Genomic DNA, 20,044 nt, shown 5'->3' on the forward strand with positions numbered 1-20,044 from the left:
CTGGCTTCGCTTCAACTCCGAGTCCCTCCCCGCTCAGGGAGGAAGCCTTCGCCCGGGTGCGCCCTGGCCGGCAGGGCGGTTCAGGTCCCTCCCTGAACCATCACATTGACCGGTCTGGGGCGGTCAGCGGTCGTCCCGTCCCCCACCTGGCCGAGGTTGTTGCGCCCCCAGGCCCAGCCGGCACCCTCCGGACTCATGGCCGCCGTGTGGAACCGGCCCGCCGTCAGGGTGAAGGCGCCCGTCAGCCCCTCCACCCGCACCGGCGTGGAACGGCCCGTGGAGGTCCCGTTGCCCAGCTGGGCACCGGAGTTGTTGCCCCAGGCCCAGAGGGTGCCGTCCTGCCGCACCGCCACCGTATGTGCATACCCGGCGGCAAGAGCACTGACTTCCGTCAGCCCCTGCACCTGCACCGGCGTGGAGCGGGCCGTCAATGTCCCATCCCCGAGCTGTCCCCAGAGGTTGTAGCCCCAGGCCCAGACGGTGCCGTCCTGCAGCACGGCCACCGTGTGGAAGTAGCCAGCAGCAATGGCCGCGACGCCCGTCAACCCCTGCACCTGCACCGGCGTGAGGCGGCGCGTGGTCGTCCCATCCCCCACCTGGCCGAGATCGTTGAAGCCCCAGGCCCAGACGGTGCCGTCCTGCCGCAAGGCCACGGTGTGAAGAGAGCCCGCGGCGATGGCGGTGACGCCTGTCAGCCCCTGCACCTGCGCCGGCGTGGTGCGGTGCGTGGTCGTCCCATTCCCGAGCTGTCCCCAGGAATTGCGCCCCCAGGCCCAGACGGTGCCGTCCTGCCGCAAGGCCACCGTGTGGGAGTCGCCGGCGGAGATGGCCGTGATGCCCGTCAGCCCCTGCACCTGCACCGGCGAGAGGCGTTGAGTCGACGTCCCGTCCCCCAATTGGCCATAGGAATTGCCGCCCCAACTCCAGACAGTGCCGTCCTCTCTTACGGCCAGGGTATGTGAGTAGCCTGCGGCGATGGCGGCGACGCCCGTCACCCCCTGCACCTGCGCCGGTGTGAGGCGTTGGGTGGTCGTCCCGTCCCCGAGCTGTCCCCAGAGGTTGTCGCCCCAGGCCCAGACGGTGCCGTCCTGCCGCAAGGCCACCGTGTGGGAATCACCCGCGGCGATGGCGGTGACGCCCGTCACTGCCTGCACCTGCACCGGCATGACGCGGTAGGGGAGCGGTCCGCGCCCCAGTTGACCGTTGGAGTTGAAGCCCCAGGTCCAGACGGTACCGTCCTGCCTCACGGCCACCGTGTGGTCGATACCCGCGGCGATGGTGGTGACGCCCGTCAACCCCTGCGCCTGCACCGGAGTGGTGCTTTTGGTGGTCGTCCCGTCCCCGAGCTGGCCCCAGGGGTTGTTGCCCCAGGCCCAGACGGTGCCGTCCTGCCTCACGTCCGCCGTGTGGGAATCACCCACGGCGATGGCAATGGCGCCCGTCATTCCCTGCACCTGTGCCGGAGTGCGTCGTGGGGTGGTCGTCCCATCTCCGAGCTGTCCCCAGGTGTTGTAGCCCCAGGCCCAGACGGTGCCGTCCTGTCTCACGACCGCCGTGCCGAAGTTGCTCGCGGCGATGGCGGTGACGCCTGTCAGCCCCTGCACCTGCACCGGCGTGGAGCGGTTCGTGGTCATCCCATCCCCCAGTTGACCGTAGGAGTTGTTGCCCCAGGCCCAGACGGTGCCGTCCTGCCTCACGGCCATCGTGTGGGAAGCACCCGCGGCGATGGTGGTGACGCCTGTCAGCCCCTGCACCTGCATCGGCGTGGAGCGACGCGTGGTCGTCCCATCCCCCAGTTGACCGTAGGGGTTGTTGCCCCAGGCCCAGACGGTGCCGTCCTGTCTCAAGGCCACCGTGTGGTCGCCACCTGCGGCGATGGCGGTGACGCCCGTCAACCCCTGCACCTGCACCGGCGTGAGGCGTTGGGTGGTCGTTCCATCCCCCAGTTGGCCAGAGAAGTTGACGCCCCAGGCCCAGACGGTGCCGTCCTGCCGCAAGGCCACCGTGTGTTTGCTATCCGTGGCGATGGCGGTGACGCCCGTCAACCCCTGTACCTGCACCGGCGTGAGGCGTTGGGTGGTCGTTCCATCCCCCAGTTGGCCGTAGGAATTGAGGCCCCAGGTCCAGACGGTGCCGTCCTGCCGCAAGGCCACCGTATGGGAGTCACTTGCGGCGATGGCGGTGACGCCCGTCAGCTCCCGCACCTGCGCCGGCGTGGGGTGTTGGCGGGTCGACCCGTCCCCCAGTTGGCCGGAGGAATTGCTCCCCCAGAGCCAGACGGTACCGTCCTGCCTCACGGCCACCGCGTGGTCGCCACCTGTGGCGATGGCAGTGACGCCCGTCACTCCCTGCACCTGCACCGGCGTGAGGCGTTGAGTGGTCGTCCCGTCCCCCAGTTGGCCAGAGCCGTTGTCGCCCCAGGCCCAGACAGTGCCGTCCTGTCTCAAGGCCAGTGTGTGGAATTCACCGGCGGCAATGGCGGTGACGCCCGTCAGCCCCAGCACCTGCGTCGGCCAGATGCGACGGGTGGTTCCCCCATTCCCCAGCTGGCCAAACTCGTTGTAGCCACAGGTCCAGACGGAGCCGTCCTGCCTCAAGGCCACGGTATGGAGGTAGCCTGCGGCGATGGCGGTGACACCCGTCAGTACCTGCACCGGCGTGAGGCGTTGGGTGGAGGAGGTCCCGTCCCCAAGCTGTGTCCATAAATTGCTGCCCCAGGCCCAGAGGATGCCGTCCTGTCCCAAGGCCACGGTGTGGTCTGAGCCTGCGGCGATGACGGTGATGCCCGTCAGCCCCTGCACCTGCACCGGCGTGAGGCGTTGGGTGGTCGTCCCGTCCCCGAGTTGTCCCCAGAGATTCTTGCCCCAGGCCCAGACGGTGCCGTCCTGCCTCACAGCCAGGCCATGAGTGTAACCTGCGGCGATGGCGGTGACGCCCGTCAGCCCCTGCACCTGCACCGGCGTGAAGCGGCGCGTGGTGGTTCCATCTCCCAATTGGCCGGAATCGTTGTTGCCCCAGGCCCAGACAGTGCCGTCCTGCCTCACGGCCAGGGTATGAGCGTAACCTGCGGCGATGGCGGTGACGCCCGTCAACCCTTGCACCTGCACCGGCGTGAAGCGGCGCGTGGTGGTCCCATCCCCCAACTGGCCGGAATCGTTGTTGCCCCAGGCCCAGACGGTGCCGTCCTGCCTCACGGCCGCCGTGTGGTTGCCACCTGTGGCAAGGAGGAGCCCCGCGGAAGTCGCGGCGGCGTTGGCATCCAGCAAGCCCGACGAGGTGCTCTTGAACGAGCCCAGACCGCCGCGCGCCGTCGAGACGACTTCGCCCGTCGCCGCTTCGCGGGTGGCCGTCTCCTGCATCCCCTGCTCCGCGCCCGGAGCACCTTGCGGACCGCAGCCCGCCACCGCGGCACAGATGGCCAGGGCCACCCACGCCAACCACTTCCGTCCTTCCTGTCTCATCAATCCCCTCTTGCTATCGCGCTGCGCGAGCGCTGCCGTCCCGGGCCGGGCGGCAAAGGCAGCCGGCGCTTTCCGGGAGGGAGCTTCGGGAGACCTATAATATTCCAGGAGCGTTGCAACTGGGTGCGCCCCACCCCATGGGAGTCGACACGGCTCCCAAAGGCAGACACCCAGAAAAACAGAGAAGCCAGGACCCCGGCGACCCAAGTCGTCCGGCATCCTGGCTTCTCTTCAACTCAGCGCCCCCGCGAAGGGGCCTTCAACCCAAGCCTACGCCGGAGCCACGGCCGGCGTGGACGCCGCCAGCTCCGACGAGGGCGTCGTCTTCGCGCCGTCGGAGGACAGCGGCTTGCGGCCGAACTCCTCCGGCTTCTCCAGCACCAGCGCCTCGCGGAGCACCTCGTCCACGAACTCCACCGGGATGATGCGCAGCTGCTTGCGAATCTTCAGCGGGATGTCCTTCAGGTCCTTCTTGTTCGCCTTCGGAATCAGGACCGTCTTGATGCCCGCCCGGTGCGCGGCCAGCGTCTTCTCCTTCAGGCCGCCAATGGGCAGCACCCGCCCGCGCAGGGTGATTTCACCCGTCATCGCCACGTCGCGCCGAATCAGCGTGCGCGTGAGCGCGCTCACCAGCGCCGTGCAGATGGTGACGCCCGCGGAGGGGCCGTCCTTCGGAATCGCGCCCTCCGGCAGGTGGACGTGGATGTCGTAGTTCTCGAACACCTTCTTGTCGATGCCGAACCGCTCGGCGCGGCTGCGCACGTAGGACATGGCCGCCTGCGCGGACTCCTGCATCACCTCACCGAGCTTGCCGGTGATGATGAGCTTGCCCTTGCCCGGCATGATGGTGGCCTCGGTGGTGAGGATTTCACCGCCCAGCTCCGTCCACGCCAGGCCCGTGACGATGCCCACCTGGTCCTCGGCCTCCGCCATGCCGTAGCGGAAGCGCGGGGTGCCCAGGAACTTCATCGCCATCTTCCGGTCCACCGCCACGTCGCGCTTGCCGTTCTTCAGCACGTCGCGGGCAATCTTCCGGAACACGCCGCCAATCTCACGCTCGAGCGAGCGCACGCCGGACTCACGCGTGTAGCGGTGGATGATGGTCCGCAGCGCGGGGTCGCTGATGTCCACCTTCACGTCCGCCAGCCCGTTGGCCTCCTGCTCCTTCGGGATGAGGTAGCGCCGGGCAATCGACAGCTTCTCCGGCTCCGTGTAGCCCGCGATGCGAATCACTTCCATGCGGTCCTGCAGAGGACCGGGGATGTTGTGCATCGTGTTCGCGGTGCAGATGAACATCACCTTGGACAAATCGTAGTCGAGGTCCAGGTAGTGGTCGTTGAAGTTGTGGTTCTGCTCGGGGTCCAGCACCTCCAGCAGCGCCGCGCTCGGGTCGCCACGGAAGTCGGTGGACATCTTGTCGATTTCGTCGAGCAGGAAGACGGGGTTGTTGCTGCCCGCCTTCTTCAGCGACTGGATGAGCTTGCCCGGCATCGCGCCGATGTACGTGCGCCGGTGGCCGCGAATCTCCGCCTCGTCACGCACGCCGCCCAATGACAGACGCACGAACTTGCGGCCGGTGGCCCGCGCAATGGAGCGCGCCAGCGACGTCTTGCCCACGCCCGGAGGACCCACGAAGCACAGCACGGGGCCCTTGAGCTTCTTCACCAGCTGCTGCACCGCCAGGTACTCGAGGATGCGCTCCTTCGGCTTCTTCAGGCCGTAGTGGTCCTCGTTGAGCACCCGCTCCGCCTCGGTGACGTCCAGGCGGTCCTGCGTCTCGTCGTACCAGGGCAGGCTGATGATCCAGTCGATGTAGTTGCGGACGACCGTGGCCTCGGCGCTCATCGGGCTCATCATCCGGAGCTTCTTCAGCTCCTTCTTGACCTTGAGCGTGGCCTCCTTGCTCATCCGCTTGTTCTTCAGCTTCTCTTCAATCTCCTGGATTTCGTTCTTGAACTCGTCGCGCTCACCCAGCTCCTTCTGAATGGCCTGCATCTGCTCATTCAGGTAGTACTCCTTCTGGGTCTTCTCCATCTGCTTCTTGACGCGCGTGCGGATCTTCTTCTCCACCTGGAGAATCTCGATCTCACCCTGCATCAGCTCGTAGAGCTTCTCCAGGCGCTTGGCCGGGGACTCCGTCTCGAGCAGGGCCTGCTTGTCATTCAGCTTCAGCGAGAGGTGCGCGACGATGGTGTCCGCGAGCCGCGCCGGGTCGTCGATGCTCGCCACCTGCATCAGCATCTCAGGCGGAATCCGCTTGTTGAGCTTGACGAAGGCCTCGAACACGGAGTGGACGCTGCGAACGAGCGCCTCCAGCTCCACGCTCTTCTCGGTCTGCTCCTCGACCTCCTCGACCTCCACCATGAAGAAGGCGTCGTTGGGGTGGAACTTCTTCACCCGGGCGCGGCGCACGCCTTCGACCAGCACCTTCACCGTGCCGTCAGGCAGGGGGAGGAGCTGGATGACGTGTCCCAGCGTACCGAAGTGGAAGATGTCGTCCGGGGTGGGGTCGTTGGTCTTGGCCTTCTTCTGCGCGGCCAGCAGGATGACGGCCTTGTCGTCCGGCCCCTTGTGCGCCATCGCGTCCTTCAAAGCCGCGATGGACTTCTCCCGGCCGACGAACAGCGGCACCACCATGTGCGGGAACACGATGATGTCCCGAAGGGGCAAGAGCGGGACGGTGAGTCCCCGCTTCTGGGCTTCCTTCTTGTCGTCACGTCCGAAGAACATGTATCCGCCACCTGCTGGCCTGCCGGGGAGACAGGCCATTGAAGAGTTGCCCGCCTGCCCGCTGGGAGAGCGCGCACACGGGGTGAAGCACGTCTATAACACGGCGATTTCGGGCACCGTTCCCCGCCTCAAGATTGGGGAACGGTGTCCTGCCATCAAGGGAACACCCGTAGCCTCCTCGGGTGTCCGCCCGGTATGTCAGCGGCCCTGCGCAGCCACCCCACCCTGGCGCATCTGCACCTCCAGCACGTGGAAGAGGAAAGCGTAGAGGTCCGCGCTGGACTCAATCTGCTTGGCCACCTGATCCGCGCCACCGTGGCCCGCGTTGGCCTCGATTCGCAGCAGGGCAGCCGAGCGGTTGCCCGCCGCGTTCTGCACGGCCGCCACGAACTTGCGGGCGTGCATGGGGTCCACCCGGTCGTCGTGGTCCGACGACATCATCAGCAGCGCGGGGTAGCGCACGTCCGGCCGCACGTGGTGGTAGGGCGAGTAGGCGTACAGCGTCTTGAAGTCCTCGGGCTTCTCCGCCGAGCCGTACTCCGGAATCCACGTCCGGCCGCTCCCGAAGAGGTGGTAGCGCACCATGTCCAGCAGTGGCACGGCGCACACCACCGCGCCGTAGAGCTCCGGGCGCTGCGTCATGGCCGCGCCCACCAGCAGGCCGCCGTTGCTGCCGCCGTAGATGGCCAGGCGACGGGCCTGGGTGAATTTCTCGCGGGCGAGGTACTCGGCCGCCGCGTGGAGGTCGTCGAAGACGTTCTGCTTGTGCTCCAGGCGGCCGGCGTCGTGCCAGGACTTCCCGTACTCGCCGCCCCCGCGCAGGTTGGCCACCGCGTACACGCCGCCCGCGTCCAGCCAGGGCAGGATGCTCGCCCGGAAGGTGGGCTCCATGTTCACGTTGAAGCCGCCGTACCCGTACAGGAGCGTGGGCGCGGTGCCGTCCTGCTTCAGGCCCTTGCGGTACACGAGGAACATCGGCACCCGGGTGCCGTCCTTCGACGGATAGAAGACCTGCTGCACCGTGTAGGCGTCCGGGTCCATGGGCAGCTCCACGCGGGCCCACTCCTCGGACTTCCCGGTGCTGACGGACGTCTTGTAGACGAGCCGCGGCGTCGTGAAGGACGTGAAGATGAAGTACGCGTCGTCCAGGTCCTCAAGACCTACCAGGTTGGACGCCGCTCCCACGCCCGGCAGCTGCACCGTGCGCACCGGCTTGCCCTCCAGGGTGGCCACGCGCACCTCGGTGGTGGCGTCCTTGAGGTACTCCATCGCCAGGTGCCCACCGACGACCTTGGCGCCCTGCAGGGAGGCCACCGGGTCCTCGGGGACGATTTCCTTCCACGCGGCGCGCTCGGGCTTCGCCGGGTCCACCACGAAGACGCGCTGGCGCGGGGCGCCCTCGTCCGTGGTGACGTAGAAGCGGTCCTTCCACGCCTGCAGCTCGTACTTCGCTCCCTGCCCCTTCACGAGCAGGCGGAAGTCCTTCTCGCCCGGCCGCTTCCAGTAGATGTCGTTCTCGCTCCAGCCGCGGATGACGTAGACGAACAGGTACTTCCCGTCCCGGCTCAAGTCGCTCTGGAGGAAGGTGGTGGGGTCCCCCGTGCGCGGGTGCACCAGCGCGTCCTTCTGCGGGTCCGTGCCCAGCACGTGGTAGCGGATGGTGGTGTAGCCGGGCCGCGCGTCCACGGGGATGCTCGGGTCCGTGGGCAGCCACTCGTAATAGAAGCCCTTGTTGTCCGGCGTCCACTTGGGCGAGGCGTACTTGCCGCCCTCAATCACGTCGACCTTGGACCACTCGCCCGTGTCCACGTCCATGACATGGAGCACCGCCTCGTCCGCGGCGTTGGGCTTCTGGGAGAACACCACCTTCTTGCCGTCCCACGAGGGCGCCCACATGCCCATGGAGAGGGTGCCGTCCTTGCTCCAGGTGTTCGGGTCCAACAGCACCTTCTCCGTGCCGTGCTCGCCGTCCCGCCAGTAGACAATCGACTTCTCCTTGTCCTTGTGGGTGCGGACGTAGAAGAAGCGGCCGTTGCGGCGCGACGGCGGGGAGATGGAGTCCGTGTAGAACAGCTCACGGAAGCGGCTCGCGAGCGCGTCGCGGCCCGGCATCTTCGCCAGCTCTCCGCGCGCCAGCGCGTCCTGCGCCTTCATCCACGCCTGGACTTCGGGGGCCTTCTCGTCCTCCAGCCACCGGTAGGGGTCCGCCACCTGCGCGCCATGCAGCGTGTCCACCACGGGCTCGGCCCGGGTCGCCGGGTAGTTCATTCGCGAGGATTCCTCCTGAGCCGACGCCAGGGACGCCGGCCGGGTCAGTTCGCTCGGCGCCGCGGAGGCGGACGCCGGAAGCTCCTCGCGCGCCGCTTCCTTCTGGCTGGCGCACGCGACGAGGGACAGCAACGCAGGGACGAGCAGCTTTCTCATGGGGCCCCAGCACATACAGAAAGGCCCCCGGTCGTCCCACAAAAAGTGTGGTGGGGCCGGAAAGCGCCCGGCCCCTCTCCTAACGCGCGGGGCGCGCCGGAGCCGCCTCATTGGCTCCGTGACGCGCCCCGTCAAACTTCTTCGACCCGCGAGTCAGCCGGGCCGCAAGGTCCGCGCTCTAGGCGGATTCCTTCTTCGGCTCGGTGGACTCCTTCTCCTGCGAGTGCAGCACCACCGGCTCGCTCTTCTTGAGGATGACCTCCTCGGAGATGAGCACCTCGCGGGCCGTCTTGCGGGACGGGATTTCGTACATCACGTCCAGCATGGCCGACTCGAGGATGGAGCGCAGGCCGCGGGCCCCGGCCTTGCGGCGGATGGCCTCGCCGGCGATGGCCTTCAGCGCGCCGTCGGTGAACTTGAGGGCGACGCCGTCCAGCTCGAAGAGCTTGCGGTACTGCTTGGTGAGCGCGTTCTTCGGCTGGTTGAGGATGTTGATGAGCGCGGGCTCGTCCAGCTCCTCCAGCGCGGTGATGATGGGCAGTCGGCCGATGAACTCCGGAATCATGCCGAACTTGAGCAAATCTTCCGGCTCCACGTGCTTGAGCAGCTCCGTGAGGTTGCGCTGCTTCTTGGACTGGATGTCCGCGCCGAAGCCCAGGCTGCGCCCACCCAGCCGCCGCTCAATCACCTGGTCCAGGCCGCCGAAGGCGCCGCCGCAGATGAAGAGGATGTTGGTGGTGTCCACCTGCAGGAACTCCTGCTGCGGGTGCTTGCGGCCACCCTTGGGCGGAACGTTGGCCACCGTGCCTTCGATGATTTTCAGCAGGGCCTGCTGCACACCCTCGCCGCTGACGTCGCGGGTGATGGAGGGGTTCTCCGACTTGCGGGCAATCTTGTCGATTTCGTCGATGTAGACGATGCCGCGCTGCGCCCGCTCGATGTCGTGGTCGGCCGCCTGGAGCAGGTTGACGATGATGTTCTCCACGTCCTCGCCCACGTAGCCGGCCTCGGTGAGGCACGTGGCGTCGGCAATCGTGAAGGGGACGTTGAGGATGCGCGCCAGCGTCTGCGCGAGCAGCGTCTTGCCGCTACCGGTGGGGCCCAGGAGGAGGATGTTGCTCTTCTGGAGCTCCACGTCCTCCATGGCGACCTTGGACTCGATGCGCTTGTAGTGGTTGTGCACCGCCACCGACAGCGTCTTCTTCGCGCGCTCCTGGCCGATGACGTACTCGTCCAGCACGGCCTTGATTTCGGAAGGCCGGGGGATGCGCAGCTTGGTGTCCTTGGTCTCCTCGCGGTCGATCTCCTCCGCGATGATGTCGTTGCAGAGCCCGATGCACTCGTCGCAGATGTAGACCGTCGGCCCCGCGATGAGCTTCTTCACTTCCTTCTGCGACTTGCCGCAGAAGGAGCAGCAGAGGGTCTGGTTGTCTCGCTTCTCCACGTTCTTGCCCGCCATGTCATCCCTCGCTGCGCCTGTAAGGCCCCACGCCTGAAGACCGCCCCAACCCCTGCCTCCAGCCCAATCTAGTCAGCCCCTGTCCGGAACGTCCACGCACCTTCCGGGTACTTAACAGGCCGGTGTCACCGACGCAGAAACGAGAAAGCCGGAGTCGCGGGGACGCATTCCCGCGAGCTCCGGCCGCCCACCGAGGCCCGGGGCCTCGGACATGCGCCTACTTCTTCTCTTCCTTGCCCAGGCCCACGACCTTCCGGGGGCTCTGGATTTCGTCGATGATGCCGTAGGCCTTCGCCTCGGTCGCGCCCATGAAGTAGTCGCGGTCCGTGTCCTTTTCGACTCGCTCGATGGACTGGCCGGTGTGCTTGACGATGAGCTCGTTGAGCTTGGCCTTCATGCGGAGGATTTCACGGGCCTGGATTTCGATGTCCGTGGCCTGACCCCGCACGCCGCCCAGCGGCTGGTGGATCATGATGCGGCTGGAGGGCAGCGAGTAGCGCTTGCCCTTGGCACCGGCGAGCAGGAGGACGGCCCCCATGGAGGCCGCCTGCCCGACGCAGATGGTCGACACCGGACACTTCAGGTACTGCATGGTGTCGTAGATGGCGAGGCCGGCCGTCACCGAGCCACCGGGCGAGTTGACGTAGAGGTTGATGTCCTTGTCCGGGTCCTCGGACTCCAGGAACAGGAGCTGGGCGACGATGACGTTGGCCACGTCATCGTCGATTTCGGTGCCCAGCATGACGATGCGGTCCTTCAGGAGCCGGCTGTAGATGTCGTACGAGCGCTCACCGCGATGGGTCTGCTCGATGACGTAGGGAACGGGCATGAAGGGCATGTCGACCTCAGGAGGACCAGCGAAGCTCTAGGAGAAGAACCTCACGAATACTTCGCCCGACCCCTCAGGAATTCAATCGTCTTTTCCTCCCTGAGTCGGAGAGACAACCCGAGCCGCTCGTCCGGGCCCTTGAAGTACTTCTTCACGGCGGCGACGGGCTGACCGGCCTCGGCGGCGAGCTGTTCAATCCGGGCGTCCACGTCCGCGTCGTTGGCCTGGATGCCCTCCTTCTGGGCGATGGCCTCGAACAGCAGCGTGCCCTTCACCTCCTGGACGGCCTTCTCGCGCATCTCCTCGCGCAGGCGGTTGAAGTCCAGGTTGAGGCGGCTGGGGTCCACGCCCGAGCGCTGCAGCTGCTGCAGGGCGCCGCGCAGCATGGAGTCCATGGCGCGCTCCACCATGGCGCGAGGCACTTCGAAGGCGTTGCGCTCGATGAGGGCCTTCATGAGCGCCTCGCGCTCCTCGCCCTCCACCTGCTGCTTGCGCGCCTTCTGCATGTCCTCGCGCATCTTGGTGCGCAGCTCGTCGAGCGACTGGGCGATGCCGGTGTTCTTGGCGAAGTCGTCGTTGAGCTCGGGGGTGATTTCCTTCTGGAGGGACTTCACGGTGATGTGGAAGCGCGCCGTCTTCCCGCGCACCTCCTCCACCCGGTAGTCCGCCGGGAAGGCGTAGTCGATGTCCTTGGACTCGCCCACCTTCACGCCCTCCAGGGCGGCGATCTTCGACTCCACCAGCTCACCGGGCTCCACCTGGACGGTGATGCCGTCGGCCTTGCTGCCGGGGAAGGGCTGGCCGTCCACCTTGGCCTCGAAGTCGATGGTGACGTGGTCATTGGCGGCCGCGGTGTCGCGGTCCGCGACGGGCTCCATGCGGCCCATGGACGAGCGCATGCGCTGCAGCTGCTCGTCCAGCTGCGCGTCGGTGACGTCGGTGTCGGGCTTCGCCAGGGGCAGCTCGACGTACTCCCTGGCCTCCACCTTGGGCTTCACCTCCACCCGCGCCTCGAAGGTGAAGGGGGCGTCCGGCTTGAGGCCGGAGTTGGTGACCTGGGGGTTGGCGACGACGTCCACGTTGTGCTCGCGGATGGCCTCCACGTACGCCGCCTGGACGACGCGCTGGATGACCTCGTCCTCGACCTGGCCGCGGAAGCGCTGCTCGAGGATGCGGCGAGGCACCTTGCCCTGCCGGAAGCCAGGCAGCCGCACCTGCTGGCCGAGCCTGGAGTACGCGCGGTTGAGCTCCTCCGCCACGCGGGCGTTCTCGACCTCGATGGAGAGCTTCTTCTCGATGGGAGAGAGCTCCTCGACCTGGACCTTCATGCGGGCCTCGCTCGTCGCCGCGGCGGACATCCGTCCCGGGCGGCGCCGGAAAAGTGGGACGTGCGCCTTTAGGGGATAGGCACGAACGGGTCAACGCGAAATGGGCGAGGAGGGACTCGAACCCTCACACCTTGCGGTACCAGATCCTAAGTCTGGCGCGTCTACCAGTTCCGCCACCCGCCCAGGGTGCGTCGCGCGCCTGCCGTCTTACCGCGAAACGTCGGGTGGACGGCAGTGGCCGGAAAATGAAACGGGGCCCCTTCATTTCTGAAGGGGCCCCTGAGTGAGAGCGGAGGGAATCGAACCCACAACCTATGGATTAAGAGTCCATTGCTCTGCCAATTGAGCTACGCTCCCGGCACTGCCCCGGTCCGTCGCCTGCGCGACGTCCAGGTGGCGGCGGTAACTACAGAAGCCCGACCGTGCTGTCAAAAAGTATTTTCGGGCGCCCTTCATTCCCCCACTGCTGAGGATCTGACGGCCGGCGCGGCCAGCACCTGACGCCGCTCCGCACGCCCGGCGGCCGGCCCCTGGAACAGCTCCGGACGCGGATGAAGCAAGCGCCTCCCGCCGCTGTTCAACATGGCCGTAGCACGCCTTTCGTCCCGGCCGCACGACGCGTCGTGCGCGAGCCGCACTCCGGGACACGAGGCGCACGAAGGTTTCGTGGGCACTCATGCAGCAGAGGGTCGCCGCCGCGGCAACCAGGCGGGCGGACGGAGGTCGTCCGCCCTTTTCGCGAAGAACGGATGCAGGAGACGACAGTGACGGAAGCCAACACCCACCACAAGGCGGACAGCGCGACGGGCCAGGGCCCCCAGCAGGGACAGTGGAGCCGGGAGCGCGCGGAGCTCGTGCGGCGCACCATCTGCCCCAAGGGCATCAGCGAGGACGAGTTCGCCCTCTTCATCGAGCAGTGCAAGCGCAGCGGCCTGGACCCGCTGCTCAAGGAAGCCTTCTGCGTGGCGCGCCGGCAGAACGTGGGCAACCGCGAGCGGCCCAACTGGGTGACGAAGTACGAGTTCCAGCCTTCCGAGGCCGGCATGCTCGCCCGTGCGGAGCGCTTCCCGGACTTCAGGGGCATCCAGGCGTCCGCCGTATTCGCCGAGGACGAAATCATCGTGGACCAGGGCAAGGGCGAGGTGGTGCACCGCTTCAACCCGGCCAAGCGCAAGGGCGCTCTGGTGGGCGCCTGGTCCCGCGTGGTGCGCGACGGGAAGCTGCCCGTCGTCGTGTGGCTGGACTTCAGCGGCTACGTCCAGCAGACGCCGCTGTGGGCCAAGATTCCCACGACGATGATTGAGAAGTGCGCGCGCGTGGCGGCCCTGCGCAAGGCGTACCCGGAGGCCTTCGGCGGCCTGTACGTGCGCGAGGAGATGCCGGCCGACGACTACGAGCAGCCGCACACGCACGAGGAGCCCGGCCACGCCAGCGGCCCCTACGAGGTGCTGGGCGCGAAGCCCGGCCCCGTGAAGGCGTCCTTCCCCACCCTGGCCCCCGCGCCGGCGAAGGAGGAGAAGGCGCAGGCGGTGCCCGCGGCGCTGGAGGTCGACGTGCCGGTGCCGCCCGCGCCCTCCCGGCAGGCCGCGGTGGAGACCGAGCCCGTCGTCACCGCCCACGGCTCCGGTAGGAAGAACGGCAAGACGGCCCACGCCCCCGCGGCGACGCCCGTCGAGGAGCCGCCGGAGAAGGAAGTGGTGGTGGAGGCGGCCCCGCGCCCCAAGCCGAGCGCCGTGGTGGTGGCGTTCGGCCCGTACAAGGGGAAGACGGCCTCCGAGCTCTCCGACGAGGAGCTGAGTGAGACCATCGACATGGCCAACGAGAAGCTGATGGAGCAGCCGAAGGCGCGCTGGGCCAAGGCGATGCGGGAGAACCTGGCCGCGCTGGAGGCGGAGACGGAGCTGCGCTGCCGCGTCCCCGCTTCCGCGAAGAGCGGCGGCGCGGCCCACGAGGCCTGAAGCCGCTCCGCACCGCTCAGGGAGTGAAATGAGAAACGCCCCCGTCGCGAGTGAGCGGCGGGGGCGTTTTCGCGTCTTGCGTCGTCCCGGCGGTGGAGGCTCGACTCGGGAGAGGAGGAGCGCGCTCGGAGGGACTTGAACCCCCAACCCCCGGGTTCGAAGCCCGGTGCTCTATCCAGTTGAGCTACGAGCGCAGCACGAAAGGGGCGGGTGAAGGAGGGCGGCCAACCGGGATCGAACCGGTAACCTCAGGAGTCACAGTCCTGCGCTCTAACCAGTTGAGCTATGGCCGCCGTGACAGCGTTACGGCGTTGAAGCGGCGGCTTCCCTATCGTGGAAACCGTGGCCATTCAAGGCCAAATGTGACGGCAGGCAGGTTGGCGCCCCAGGCAGGACTCGAACCTGCGACCCCCGGCTTAGAAGGCCGGTGCTCTATCCAGCTGAGCTACTGGAGCTGGCCGGGCCGCCTGCTTCCAACTGCTTTACTTCAAGTCGGGGCGAGAGGATTTGAACCTCCGACCCCCTGCGCCCAAGGCAGGTGCGCTACCAGGCTGCGCTACGCCCCGAGAAGTAGAGTCCGGCATTGTTGAACCATCGCGAACGGACGCGCAAGGCCGACGTGCCTGACACCCTTTCATTCGGCCCGACTACAGGCCGAGCAGGTGGGGCTTCATCATCCGGAAGGCCGCCCCCCGGTGGGACACCGCGGCCTTCTCCTCCGCCGCCAGCTCCGCCATCGTCCGGCCCTTGTCCGAAACGATGAACACCGGGTCGTAGCCGAAGCCGTGCGTTCCACTCGGCGCATGGCCGATGCGTCCCTCGCACCGGCCCACCTCCACCTTCGACTCGCCGCCCGGCTTCACCAGCGCCAGCGCGCACCGGAAGGACGCGGTGCGCTTCTCGTCGGGCACGCCGGACAGCTCGGTGAGGAGCTTCTCGTAGCGGGCCTTGTCGTCCCCCGGCGCATAACGCGCGGAGTGCACCCCGGGCCTGCCTCCCAGTGCGTCCACGAACAGGCCGGAGTCGTCCGCCAGCGCGGGCAGCCCGGTGGCCTGCGCGTACTCGCGGGCCTTCTTCAGCGCGTTGCCCTCGAGGGTGGGCTCGTCCTCCACGACGTCCGGCAGGGGTGGCAGGTCCGCCAGGGACACCACCTCCACCCCGTCCCCCACCAGCCCACGCAGCTCGCGCAGCTTGCCCGCGTTGGTGGTGGCGAAGAGCAGCCGGGGCTTCTTCGTCATCCCAGCACCTTCGCCTGCGCGGCGACGAGCTGCTGAATCGCGGCGAGCCCTCCGTCCACCATGGCGTCCAGCGTCTTGCGGTCGAAGAGCTGGTGCTCGGCCGTGCCCTGCAGCTCGACCATGCGACCGTCCGCGGTGGCCACGAGGTTCAGGTCCACGTCCGCGGTGGAGTCCTCGTCGTAGTCCAGGTCCACCCGCACCTCGCCCTTCACCACGCCCACGGACACGGCGGCCAGCGGCGTCAGCTTGGGCGTCTTGGTGAGGGTGCCCGCCTTCTGGAGCGAGCGCATGGCCAGCACCAGCGCCACGTAGGCCCCGGTGATGGAGGCGGTGCGCGTGCCGCCGTCCGCCTGGAGCACGTCGCAGTCCAGGGTGAAGGTGCGGGGGCCAATGGACGCCAGGTCCACCGCCGCGCGCAGGGAGCGGCCGATGAGGCGCTGGATTTCCATGGTGCGGCCGGTCTGCTTGCCCTTGGCGGACTCGCGCTGGTTCCGCGAGTGCGTGGCGCGGGGGAGCATGCCGTACTCGGCCGTCACCCAGCCGGTGCCCTTGCCCATCAGGTGCGGCGGCACCCGCTCCTCGGTGGAGCAGGTGACGAGCACCTTGGTGTGGCCGAACTCCACCTGCACGGAGCCCTCCGCGTAGCGGGAGACACCGGGGGTCAGGGTGACGGGGCGAAGGTCCAGCGCACCACGTTGGAAGGAACGCACGGCAGGCTCCTGGGAAATGGAGTGGGCCACCCCTCTCTACCAGAGCCGCGCCGCGCGGGTGGAATCTCCGCGCCCGTCTGCCCTCACTGCGACACGGGGCCGGCCACCTGGGGCTCGCGGGTGGCGTCGCGCCGGCGCGTTTCCTTGAGGAAGGCCAGCACGCCGTCGGCAATCGCCTCGGCCAGCTTCTCCTGGTACTCCGCGCGGCCCAGCTTCGCGCCCTCCTGCGGATGGGAGATGTAGCCCACCTCGACGAGGACGGCGGGGCACTCCACGCCGGAGAGGACGAAGAAGGGCGCCTGCTGCACGCCCCGGTCCGCCGCGCGCGTACCGCGGATGAGGCGCGGGTGGATGGAGTAGGCCAGCCGAGACGAGTCCGCGTGCGCCTCGGTGCGCACCAGGTCCTGGAGGATGAGGGCCAGCATGGAGTCCCCGCGCGCCGCGCGAGTCTCGGGGGCCTCGGCGTTCTCCCGGTCGGCCACCGCGCGCGCGGCGTCGCCGGAGGCGTTGGCGGAGAGGAAGTAGGTCTCGATGCCCTCGGTGCGCTCGCGCATCCGCTTCGTGGGCATGGAGTTGGCGTGGATGGAGAGGAAGAGGTCCGCGGCGTGGTCGTTGGTCAGCAACACGCGCTCCGTGAGGGACACCTGCGCGTCGCGCTCGCGCGTGAGGTACACGTCGCCGCCGGCCGCCTCCAGGCGCGCACGGACGCGCTGGGCAATCTGGAGGGCGACCTCCTTCTCGCGCAGCTCGCCGGGGCCCTTCGCGCCCTCCTTCGCGCCGCCATGTCCCGGGTCGATGACGATGCGCGCAGGCCGCTCCCCCGCCCTCGCGGCGAGGGGCACGAGGCAGAGCAGCGACAGGACGGCGAGGAGGGGGCGGTGCGACGACGGCATACCGGGGACGGATGCTAGCGGAGGGAGCCCCCGGGGGCGAAATCCGGGCCCGGGGGCGTTCAGCCGATGACGGCGCTGTCGCCAGGGTCCAGCTCCGGAGTTCGTGCGAAGAGGCCGGGCGTCCGGCCAACGTAGGCCCCGTCGCAGGCGGCACGAGGAAGCCCTGGCCTTTCGTCAGCGCGGGGCCCCATTGCCTGCAGCCGTGCGAGAGAGCTGGGAGGCTCAGCCGATGATGTCGATGCCGGGACGCCCTGCCCTCACTTCACCAATCAGGGCCGCGTCCACGCCCGCCGCATCCAGCGCCTTGAGCGCCTTGAGCGCCTGACGCGCGGGCACGCTGGCCAGCAGCCCGCCGTTGGTCTGCGCATCCGCGAGCACCCACTGGATGTGCTCGGGCAGCCCTTCCGGGAAGCGCACCTTCTTCAGCACATGGGCGAGGTTGGCCTTGGTGCCACCGGGCACCACGCCCTGCTCGGCCAGCCCGGCGACCTCGGAGATGAGGGGGATGCGCTCCAGGTCGATTGCCGCGCGCGCCTTCGCCCCGGTCATCATCTCCAGCAGGTGGCCCAGCAGCCCGTAGCCCGTCACGTCCGTAAGGGCGTTCACCTTGAACTTCCCCGACGCGAAGACCTCCCCCGCGGCGCGGTTGAGGGCGGACATCACCGCCACCACGCGCTTGGAGAGCTGCTTCGAGGCCACGCCCCGCTTGATGGCGGTGGTGGCGATGCCCGAGCCCAGGGGCTTGGTGAGGAAGAGCACGTCTCCCGGCTTCGCGCCCGCGTTGGTGAGCACCTTCTTCGGATGCACCACGCCGGTGACGGCCATGCCGTACTTCGGCTCCGGGTCCCTCACGCTGTGGCCGCCGAGGATGGGGATGCCCGCCTCGTCGGCCTTGGACTGGCCACCGGCGAGAATCTTCGAGAGCACCTTCAGCGGCTGGCCGTCCGGGAAGCCCACCAGGTTGAGGGCGAACAGGGGCCGCGCGCCCATGGCGTAGATGTCCGACAGGGCATTCGCCGCGGCGATGGCCCCGAACTGGAACGGGTCGTCCACCACGGGCGGGAAGAAGTCCACCGTCTCCACCACGGCCAGGCCGGGCGTGAGGCGATAGACGGCCGCATCGTCGTTGGTGGCGAAACCCACCAGCGCGTGAGGACTCCTGGCAGTCTTCAGGAGGCGCAGGACCTGCGCCAGGTCCGCGGGCCGCAGTTTCGCCGCTCAGCCCGCGCAGTGACTTAATTCGGTGAGGCGCTTCGGCTTCACCGGCTGCTCGTCCGCCATGGTGCTCCCCTTCCGCCGTGTGCGGCCCGGGTACCAGGCCGCGTATGTCCGTCAGGCCTTGCGCACGTAGTCGCGCTTCAGGAGCTGCGCGACTGCTTCCGCCGTCACCACGTCGTCCGCGTCCGCGCGGTCCAACACCGCGCCGAAGGTGCCGTAGTTGTGCACCAGCTGGAGCACGTCCAGCATCTCCGGCGACAGCTCCTTGAGCGGCGGCGTCAGCGGCATGGCCAGCGCCAGCGGCGCGTCCAGCGCCGGCAGGTTCGGCTGCAGGCGCTTCATCTCGTCCAGCTGACGGAGCGAGTCCATCAGGAGCGCTTCGGTGGACGAGTCCAGCTCCACCATGAACTCCTGGTTGTCCGCCGGGCGCAGCTCGAAGTCGCCCTGCTCCCAGGTGATGATGCGGTTGAAGCTCTTCTGCGGGCCCAGGTTGTGGTTGTCGCCGATGACGGCGTAGTACACACGGCCCTGGCGCAGGTAGATGCGGCCCTCCTGGTCGCTCGTCACCACCAGCACGCCGTTCTTCTTGGACGTGTGGAAGAGCTGGAGCAGGTCCGGCAGGGGAATCTCTTCAATCTTCCCCGTCATGGAGCTGGCCTTGTTGGTGGTCCGCGCGGCCTGGACGGCGGCGACCTCCTCCAGCTTCTGCTTGGCCATGCTCTCGTCGACGTTGGCGCCATCCGCGCCCTGGTGGACGAGCTTGAGGATGGAGGTGCCGATGAGGATGCGGTCCCCCTCCTTCAGCCGGGCCTGCTTCACCTTCTCGCCGTTGACGAAGGTCCCGTTGGTGGAGCCCAGGTCCTCGATGGTGATCTTCCCGTCGCTGAAGCTGATCTTCGCGTGCTTGCGGGAGACCATGTCCTCGACGAGCACCATGTCCAGCTCGCTCGAGCGGCCGATGACGATGTGCTTCTCCGCCTTCAGCGGGAACTCGCCACCCTGGTACTTCCCGGAGATGAACTTGAGGGCGTAGGTCTTTTGGGTGTCCATGGTCATCAACCGGCCTGCTCCGGCGTGCCGGGGTCCTTCACCAGGTTGAGGTACATCTGCGCGCTCTTGTTATCCGGGCTGCGCGCCAGCACGTCCTCCCAGACCCGCACCGCCTCCGCCCGACGCCCGGCCGAATACAGCGCCACTCCATACTGGATACGGCCCGGGATGAAAGATGGGTTCTGGGTGATGACCTGCTCGTACTCGGCGAGGGCCGCGGCGTTGTCGCCCGCGTCACGCAAGGCATTGCCCAGCTTGAGGCGGATGTCCACGAACTGCGGGCAAAGGGCGAGCGCCCGCCGGTACTCTTCGACCGCCTTCGCCCACGCCCCGCTGGAGGCGTAGACGTCGCCAATCTCGCCGTACATGTTGGCGATCTTCTTCTCCACGTAGGGGTCCAGCTCGCCGGGGCCGGTCTTCTGCTGGGAGAGGGCGGCTTGGTAGACCTCCTTCGCCTCGGCGTACTTCCCCATGTCGTTGTAGATGACGGCCAGGTTGAGGGCCGCCTCCGTGTACGCGGGGTTGAGCTTCAGCGCGGACTCGAAGGCGCGCTGCGCCCGGGCGAACTGGCCCTGGTCGTGGTAGATGATGCCGAGCATGTTGAACACGTCCGCGAAGGTCGGATTCTGCTCGACGATCTTCGCGAGGTATTGCTCGGCCTGGGCGTACTGCTTCTTCTCGAAGTAGCCGCGCCCGAGGGTCAGTAGCTGCTTGAGGGGCTCTTCCATGAATCGGCCCGAACGGGC

At 67.9% G+C, this 20,044-nt stretch carries 13 protein-coding genes and 6 tRNA genes; 1 reads left to right on the forward strand and 18 read right to left on the reverse strand.

Features of this window, described 5'->3' with window-relative positions; genetic code table 11:
* Positions 1–80 precede the first annotated feature (80 nt).
* From OV427_RS09295 to OV427_RS09330, 8 genes are all read right to left on the reverse strand, one after another.
* The gene (locus OV427_RS09295) at positions 81–3,461 is read right to left on the reverse strand and encodes an RCC1 domain-containing protein (protein ID WP_267855756.1); all 3,381 of its coding nucleotides are present in this window, start codon (positions 3,459–3,461) and stop codon (positions 81–83) included.
* A 270-nt stretch (positions 3,462–3,731) separates the two neighbouring features.
* Positions 3,732–6,191, reverse strand: coding sequence for an endopeptidase La (gene lon, locus OV427_RS09300; protein WP_267855757.1), 2,460 nt, complete (start codon positions 6,189–6,191; stop codon positions 3,732–3,734).
* 198 nt (positions 6,192–6,389) lie between these two features.
* Positions 6,390–8,615, reverse strand: a complete 2,226-nt coding sequence (locus OV427_RS09305; protein ID WP_267855758.1) for a prolyl oligopeptidase family serine peptidase — start codon at positions 8,613–8,615, stop codon at positions 6,390–6,392.
* A 178-nt stretch (positions 8,616–8,793) separates the two neighbouring features.
* Positions 8,794–10,074: an ATP-dependent Clp protease ATP-binding subunit ClpX gene (clpX, locus tag OV427_RS09310; protein WP_267855759.1), complete on the reverse strand. Its 1,281-nt coding sequence runs from the start codon at positions 10,072–10,074 to the stop codon at positions 8,794–8,796.
* 217 nt (positions 10,075–10,291) lie between these two features.
* Positions 10,292–10,912, reverse strand: a complete 621-nt coding sequence (gene clpP / locus OV427_RS09315) for an ATP-dependent Clp endopeptidase proteolytic subunit ClpP (protein WP_164006741.1) — start codon at positions 10,910–10,912, stop codon at positions 10,292–10,294.
* A gap of 41 nt (positions 10,913–10,953) precedes the next feature.
* The gene (gene tig / locus OV427_RS09320; protein ID WP_267855760.1) at positions 10,954–12,231 is read right to left on the reverse strand and encodes a trigger factor; all 1,278 of its coding nucleotides are present in this window, start codon (positions 12,229–12,231) and stop codon (positions 10,954–10,956) included.
* A 101-nt stretch (positions 12,232–12,332) separates the two neighbouring features.
* Positions 12,333–12,414, reverse strand: a tRNA-Leu gene (locus OV427_RS09325).
* 101 nt (positions 12,415–12,515) lie between these two features.
* A tRNA-Lys gene (locus OV427_RS09330) sits at positions 12,516–12,588 on the reverse strand.
* A gap of 392 nt (positions 12,589–12,980) precedes the next feature.
* On the opposite strand from OV427_RS09330, the gene bet reads away from it, so the two are divergent.
* Entirely contained in the window at positions 12,981–14,189 is a 1,209-nt protein-coding gene (gene bet / locus OV427_RS09335) for a phage recombination protein Bet (RefSeq protein ID WP_267855761.1), read from the forward strand.
* Between the two features lie 120 nt (positions 14,190–14,309).
* On the opposite strand, the gene OV427_RS09340 is transcribed toward bet, so the two are convergent.
* The 10 genes from OV427_RS09340 to OV427_RS09385 all read right to left on the reverse strand — a co-directional run bounded on the left by OV427_RS09340 (position 14,310) and on the right by OV427_RS09385 (position 20,026).
* A tRNA-Arg gene (locus OV427_RS09340) sits at positions 14,310–14,383 on the reverse strand.
* Between the two features lie 25 nt (positions 14,384–14,408).
* Positions 14,409–14,482, reverse strand: a tRNA-His gene (locus tag OV427_RS09345).
* 85 nt (positions 14,483–14,567) lie between these two features.
* Positions 14,568–14,644: transfer RNA gene (locus tag OV427_RS09350), tRNA-Arg, on the reverse strand.
* A 37-nt stretch (positions 14,645–14,681) separates the two neighbouring features.
* Positions 14,682–14,755, reverse strand: a tRNA-Pro gene (locus tag OV427_RS09355).
* Between the two features lie 81 nt (positions 14,756–14,836).
* Positions 14,837–15,427: an RdgB/HAM1 family non-canonical purine NTP pyrophosphatase gene (rdgB, locus tag OV427_RS09360; protein ID WP_267855762.1), complete on the reverse strand. Its 591-nt coding sequence runs from the start codon at positions 15,425–15,427 to the stop codon at positions 14,837–14,839.
* Positions 15,424–16,137 (reverse strand): ribonuclease PH, encoded by a 714-nt coding sequence (gene rph / locus OV427_RS09365; RefSeq protein WP_267855763.1) that lies wholly within the window; start codon positions 16,135–16,137, stop codon positions 15,424–15,426. Before rph ends, rdgB begins: the two co-directional genes overlap by 4 nt.
* A gap of 83 nt (positions 16,138–16,220) precedes the next feature.
* Entirely contained in the window at positions 16,221–17,030 is an 810-nt protein-coding gene (locus tag OV427_RS09370) for an N-acetylmuramoyl-L-alanine amidase family protein (RefSeq protein ID WP_267855764.1), read from the reverse strand.
* Positions 17,031–17,252: 222 nt separating this feature from the next.
* Positions 17,253–18,311 (reverse strand): selenide, water dikinase SelD, encoded by a 1,059-nt coding sequence (gene selD, locus OV427_RS09375; protein WP_267855765.1) that lies wholly within the window; start codon positions 18,309–18,311, stop codon positions 17,253–17,255.
* Between the two features lie 51 nt (positions 18,312–18,362).
* Positions 18,363–19,298 (reverse strand): FHA domain-containing protein, encoded by a 936-nt coding sequence (locus OV427_RS09380; protein ID WP_163995784.1) that lies wholly within the window; start codon positions 19,296–19,298, stop codon positions 18,363–18,365.
* 5 nt (positions 19,299–19,303) lie between these two features.
* Positions 19,304–20,026 carry a tetratricopeptide repeat protein gene (locus OV427_RS09385; RefSeq protein ID WP_267855766.1) on the reverse strand — a complete coding sequence of 241 codons (723 nt, stop codon included), beginning with the start codon at positions 20,024–20,026 and terminating at the stop codon, positions 19,304–19,306.
* Positions 20,027–20,044 lie beyond the last annotated feature (18 nt).

This window comes from Pyxidicoccus sp. MSG2 (assembly GCF_026626705.1).
In the GTDB taxonomy this organism is placed as follows: Bacteria; Myxococcota; Myxococcia; order Myxococcales; family Myxococcaceae; genus Myxococcus.

Coding starts and splice junctions, on each gene's coding strand:
- clpP (WP_164006741.1), bottom strand. CDS start 10,912: ATGCCCTTCATGCCCGTTCCCTACGTCATCGAGCAGACCCATCGCGGT.
- OV427_RS09295 (WP_267855756.1), bottom strand. CDS start 3,461: ATGAGACAGGAAGGACGGAAGTGGTTGGCGTGGGTGGCCCTGGCCATC.
- tig (WP_267855760.1), bottom strand. CDS start 12,231: ATGAAGGTCCAGGTCGAGGAGCTCTCTCCCATCGAGAAGAAGCTCTCC.
- OV427_RS09370 (WP_267855764.1), bottom strand. CDS start 17,030: ATGCCGTCGTCGCACCGCCCCCTCCTCGCCGTCCTGTCGCTGCTCTGC.
- bet (WP_267855761.1), top strand. CDS start 12,981: ATGCAGGAGACGACAGTGACGGAAGCCAACACCCACCACAAGGCGGAC.
- rdgB (WP_267855762.1), bottom strand. CDS start 15,427: ATGACGAAGAAGCCCCGGCTGCTCTTCGCCACCACCAACGCGGGCAAG.
- OV427_RS09385 (WP_267855766.1), bottom strand. CDS start 20,026: ATGGAAGAGCCCCTCAAGCAGCTACTGACCCTCGGGCGCGGCTACTTC.
- clpX (WP_267855759.1), bottom strand. CDS start 10,074: ATGGCGGGCAAGAACGTGGAGAAGCGAGACAACCAGACCCTCTGCTGC.
- OV427_RS09305 (WP_267855758.1), bottom strand. CDS start 8,615: ATGAGAAAGCTGCTCGTCCCTGCGTTGCTGTCCCTCGTCGCGTGCGCC.
- lon (WP_267855757.1), bottom strand. CDS start 6,191: ATGTTCTTCGGACGTGACGACAAGAAGGAAGCCCAGAAGCGGGGACTC.
- OV427_RS09380 (WP_163995784.1), bottom strand. CDS start 19,298: ATGGACACCCAAAAGACCTACGCCCTCAAGTTCATCTCCGGGAAGTAC.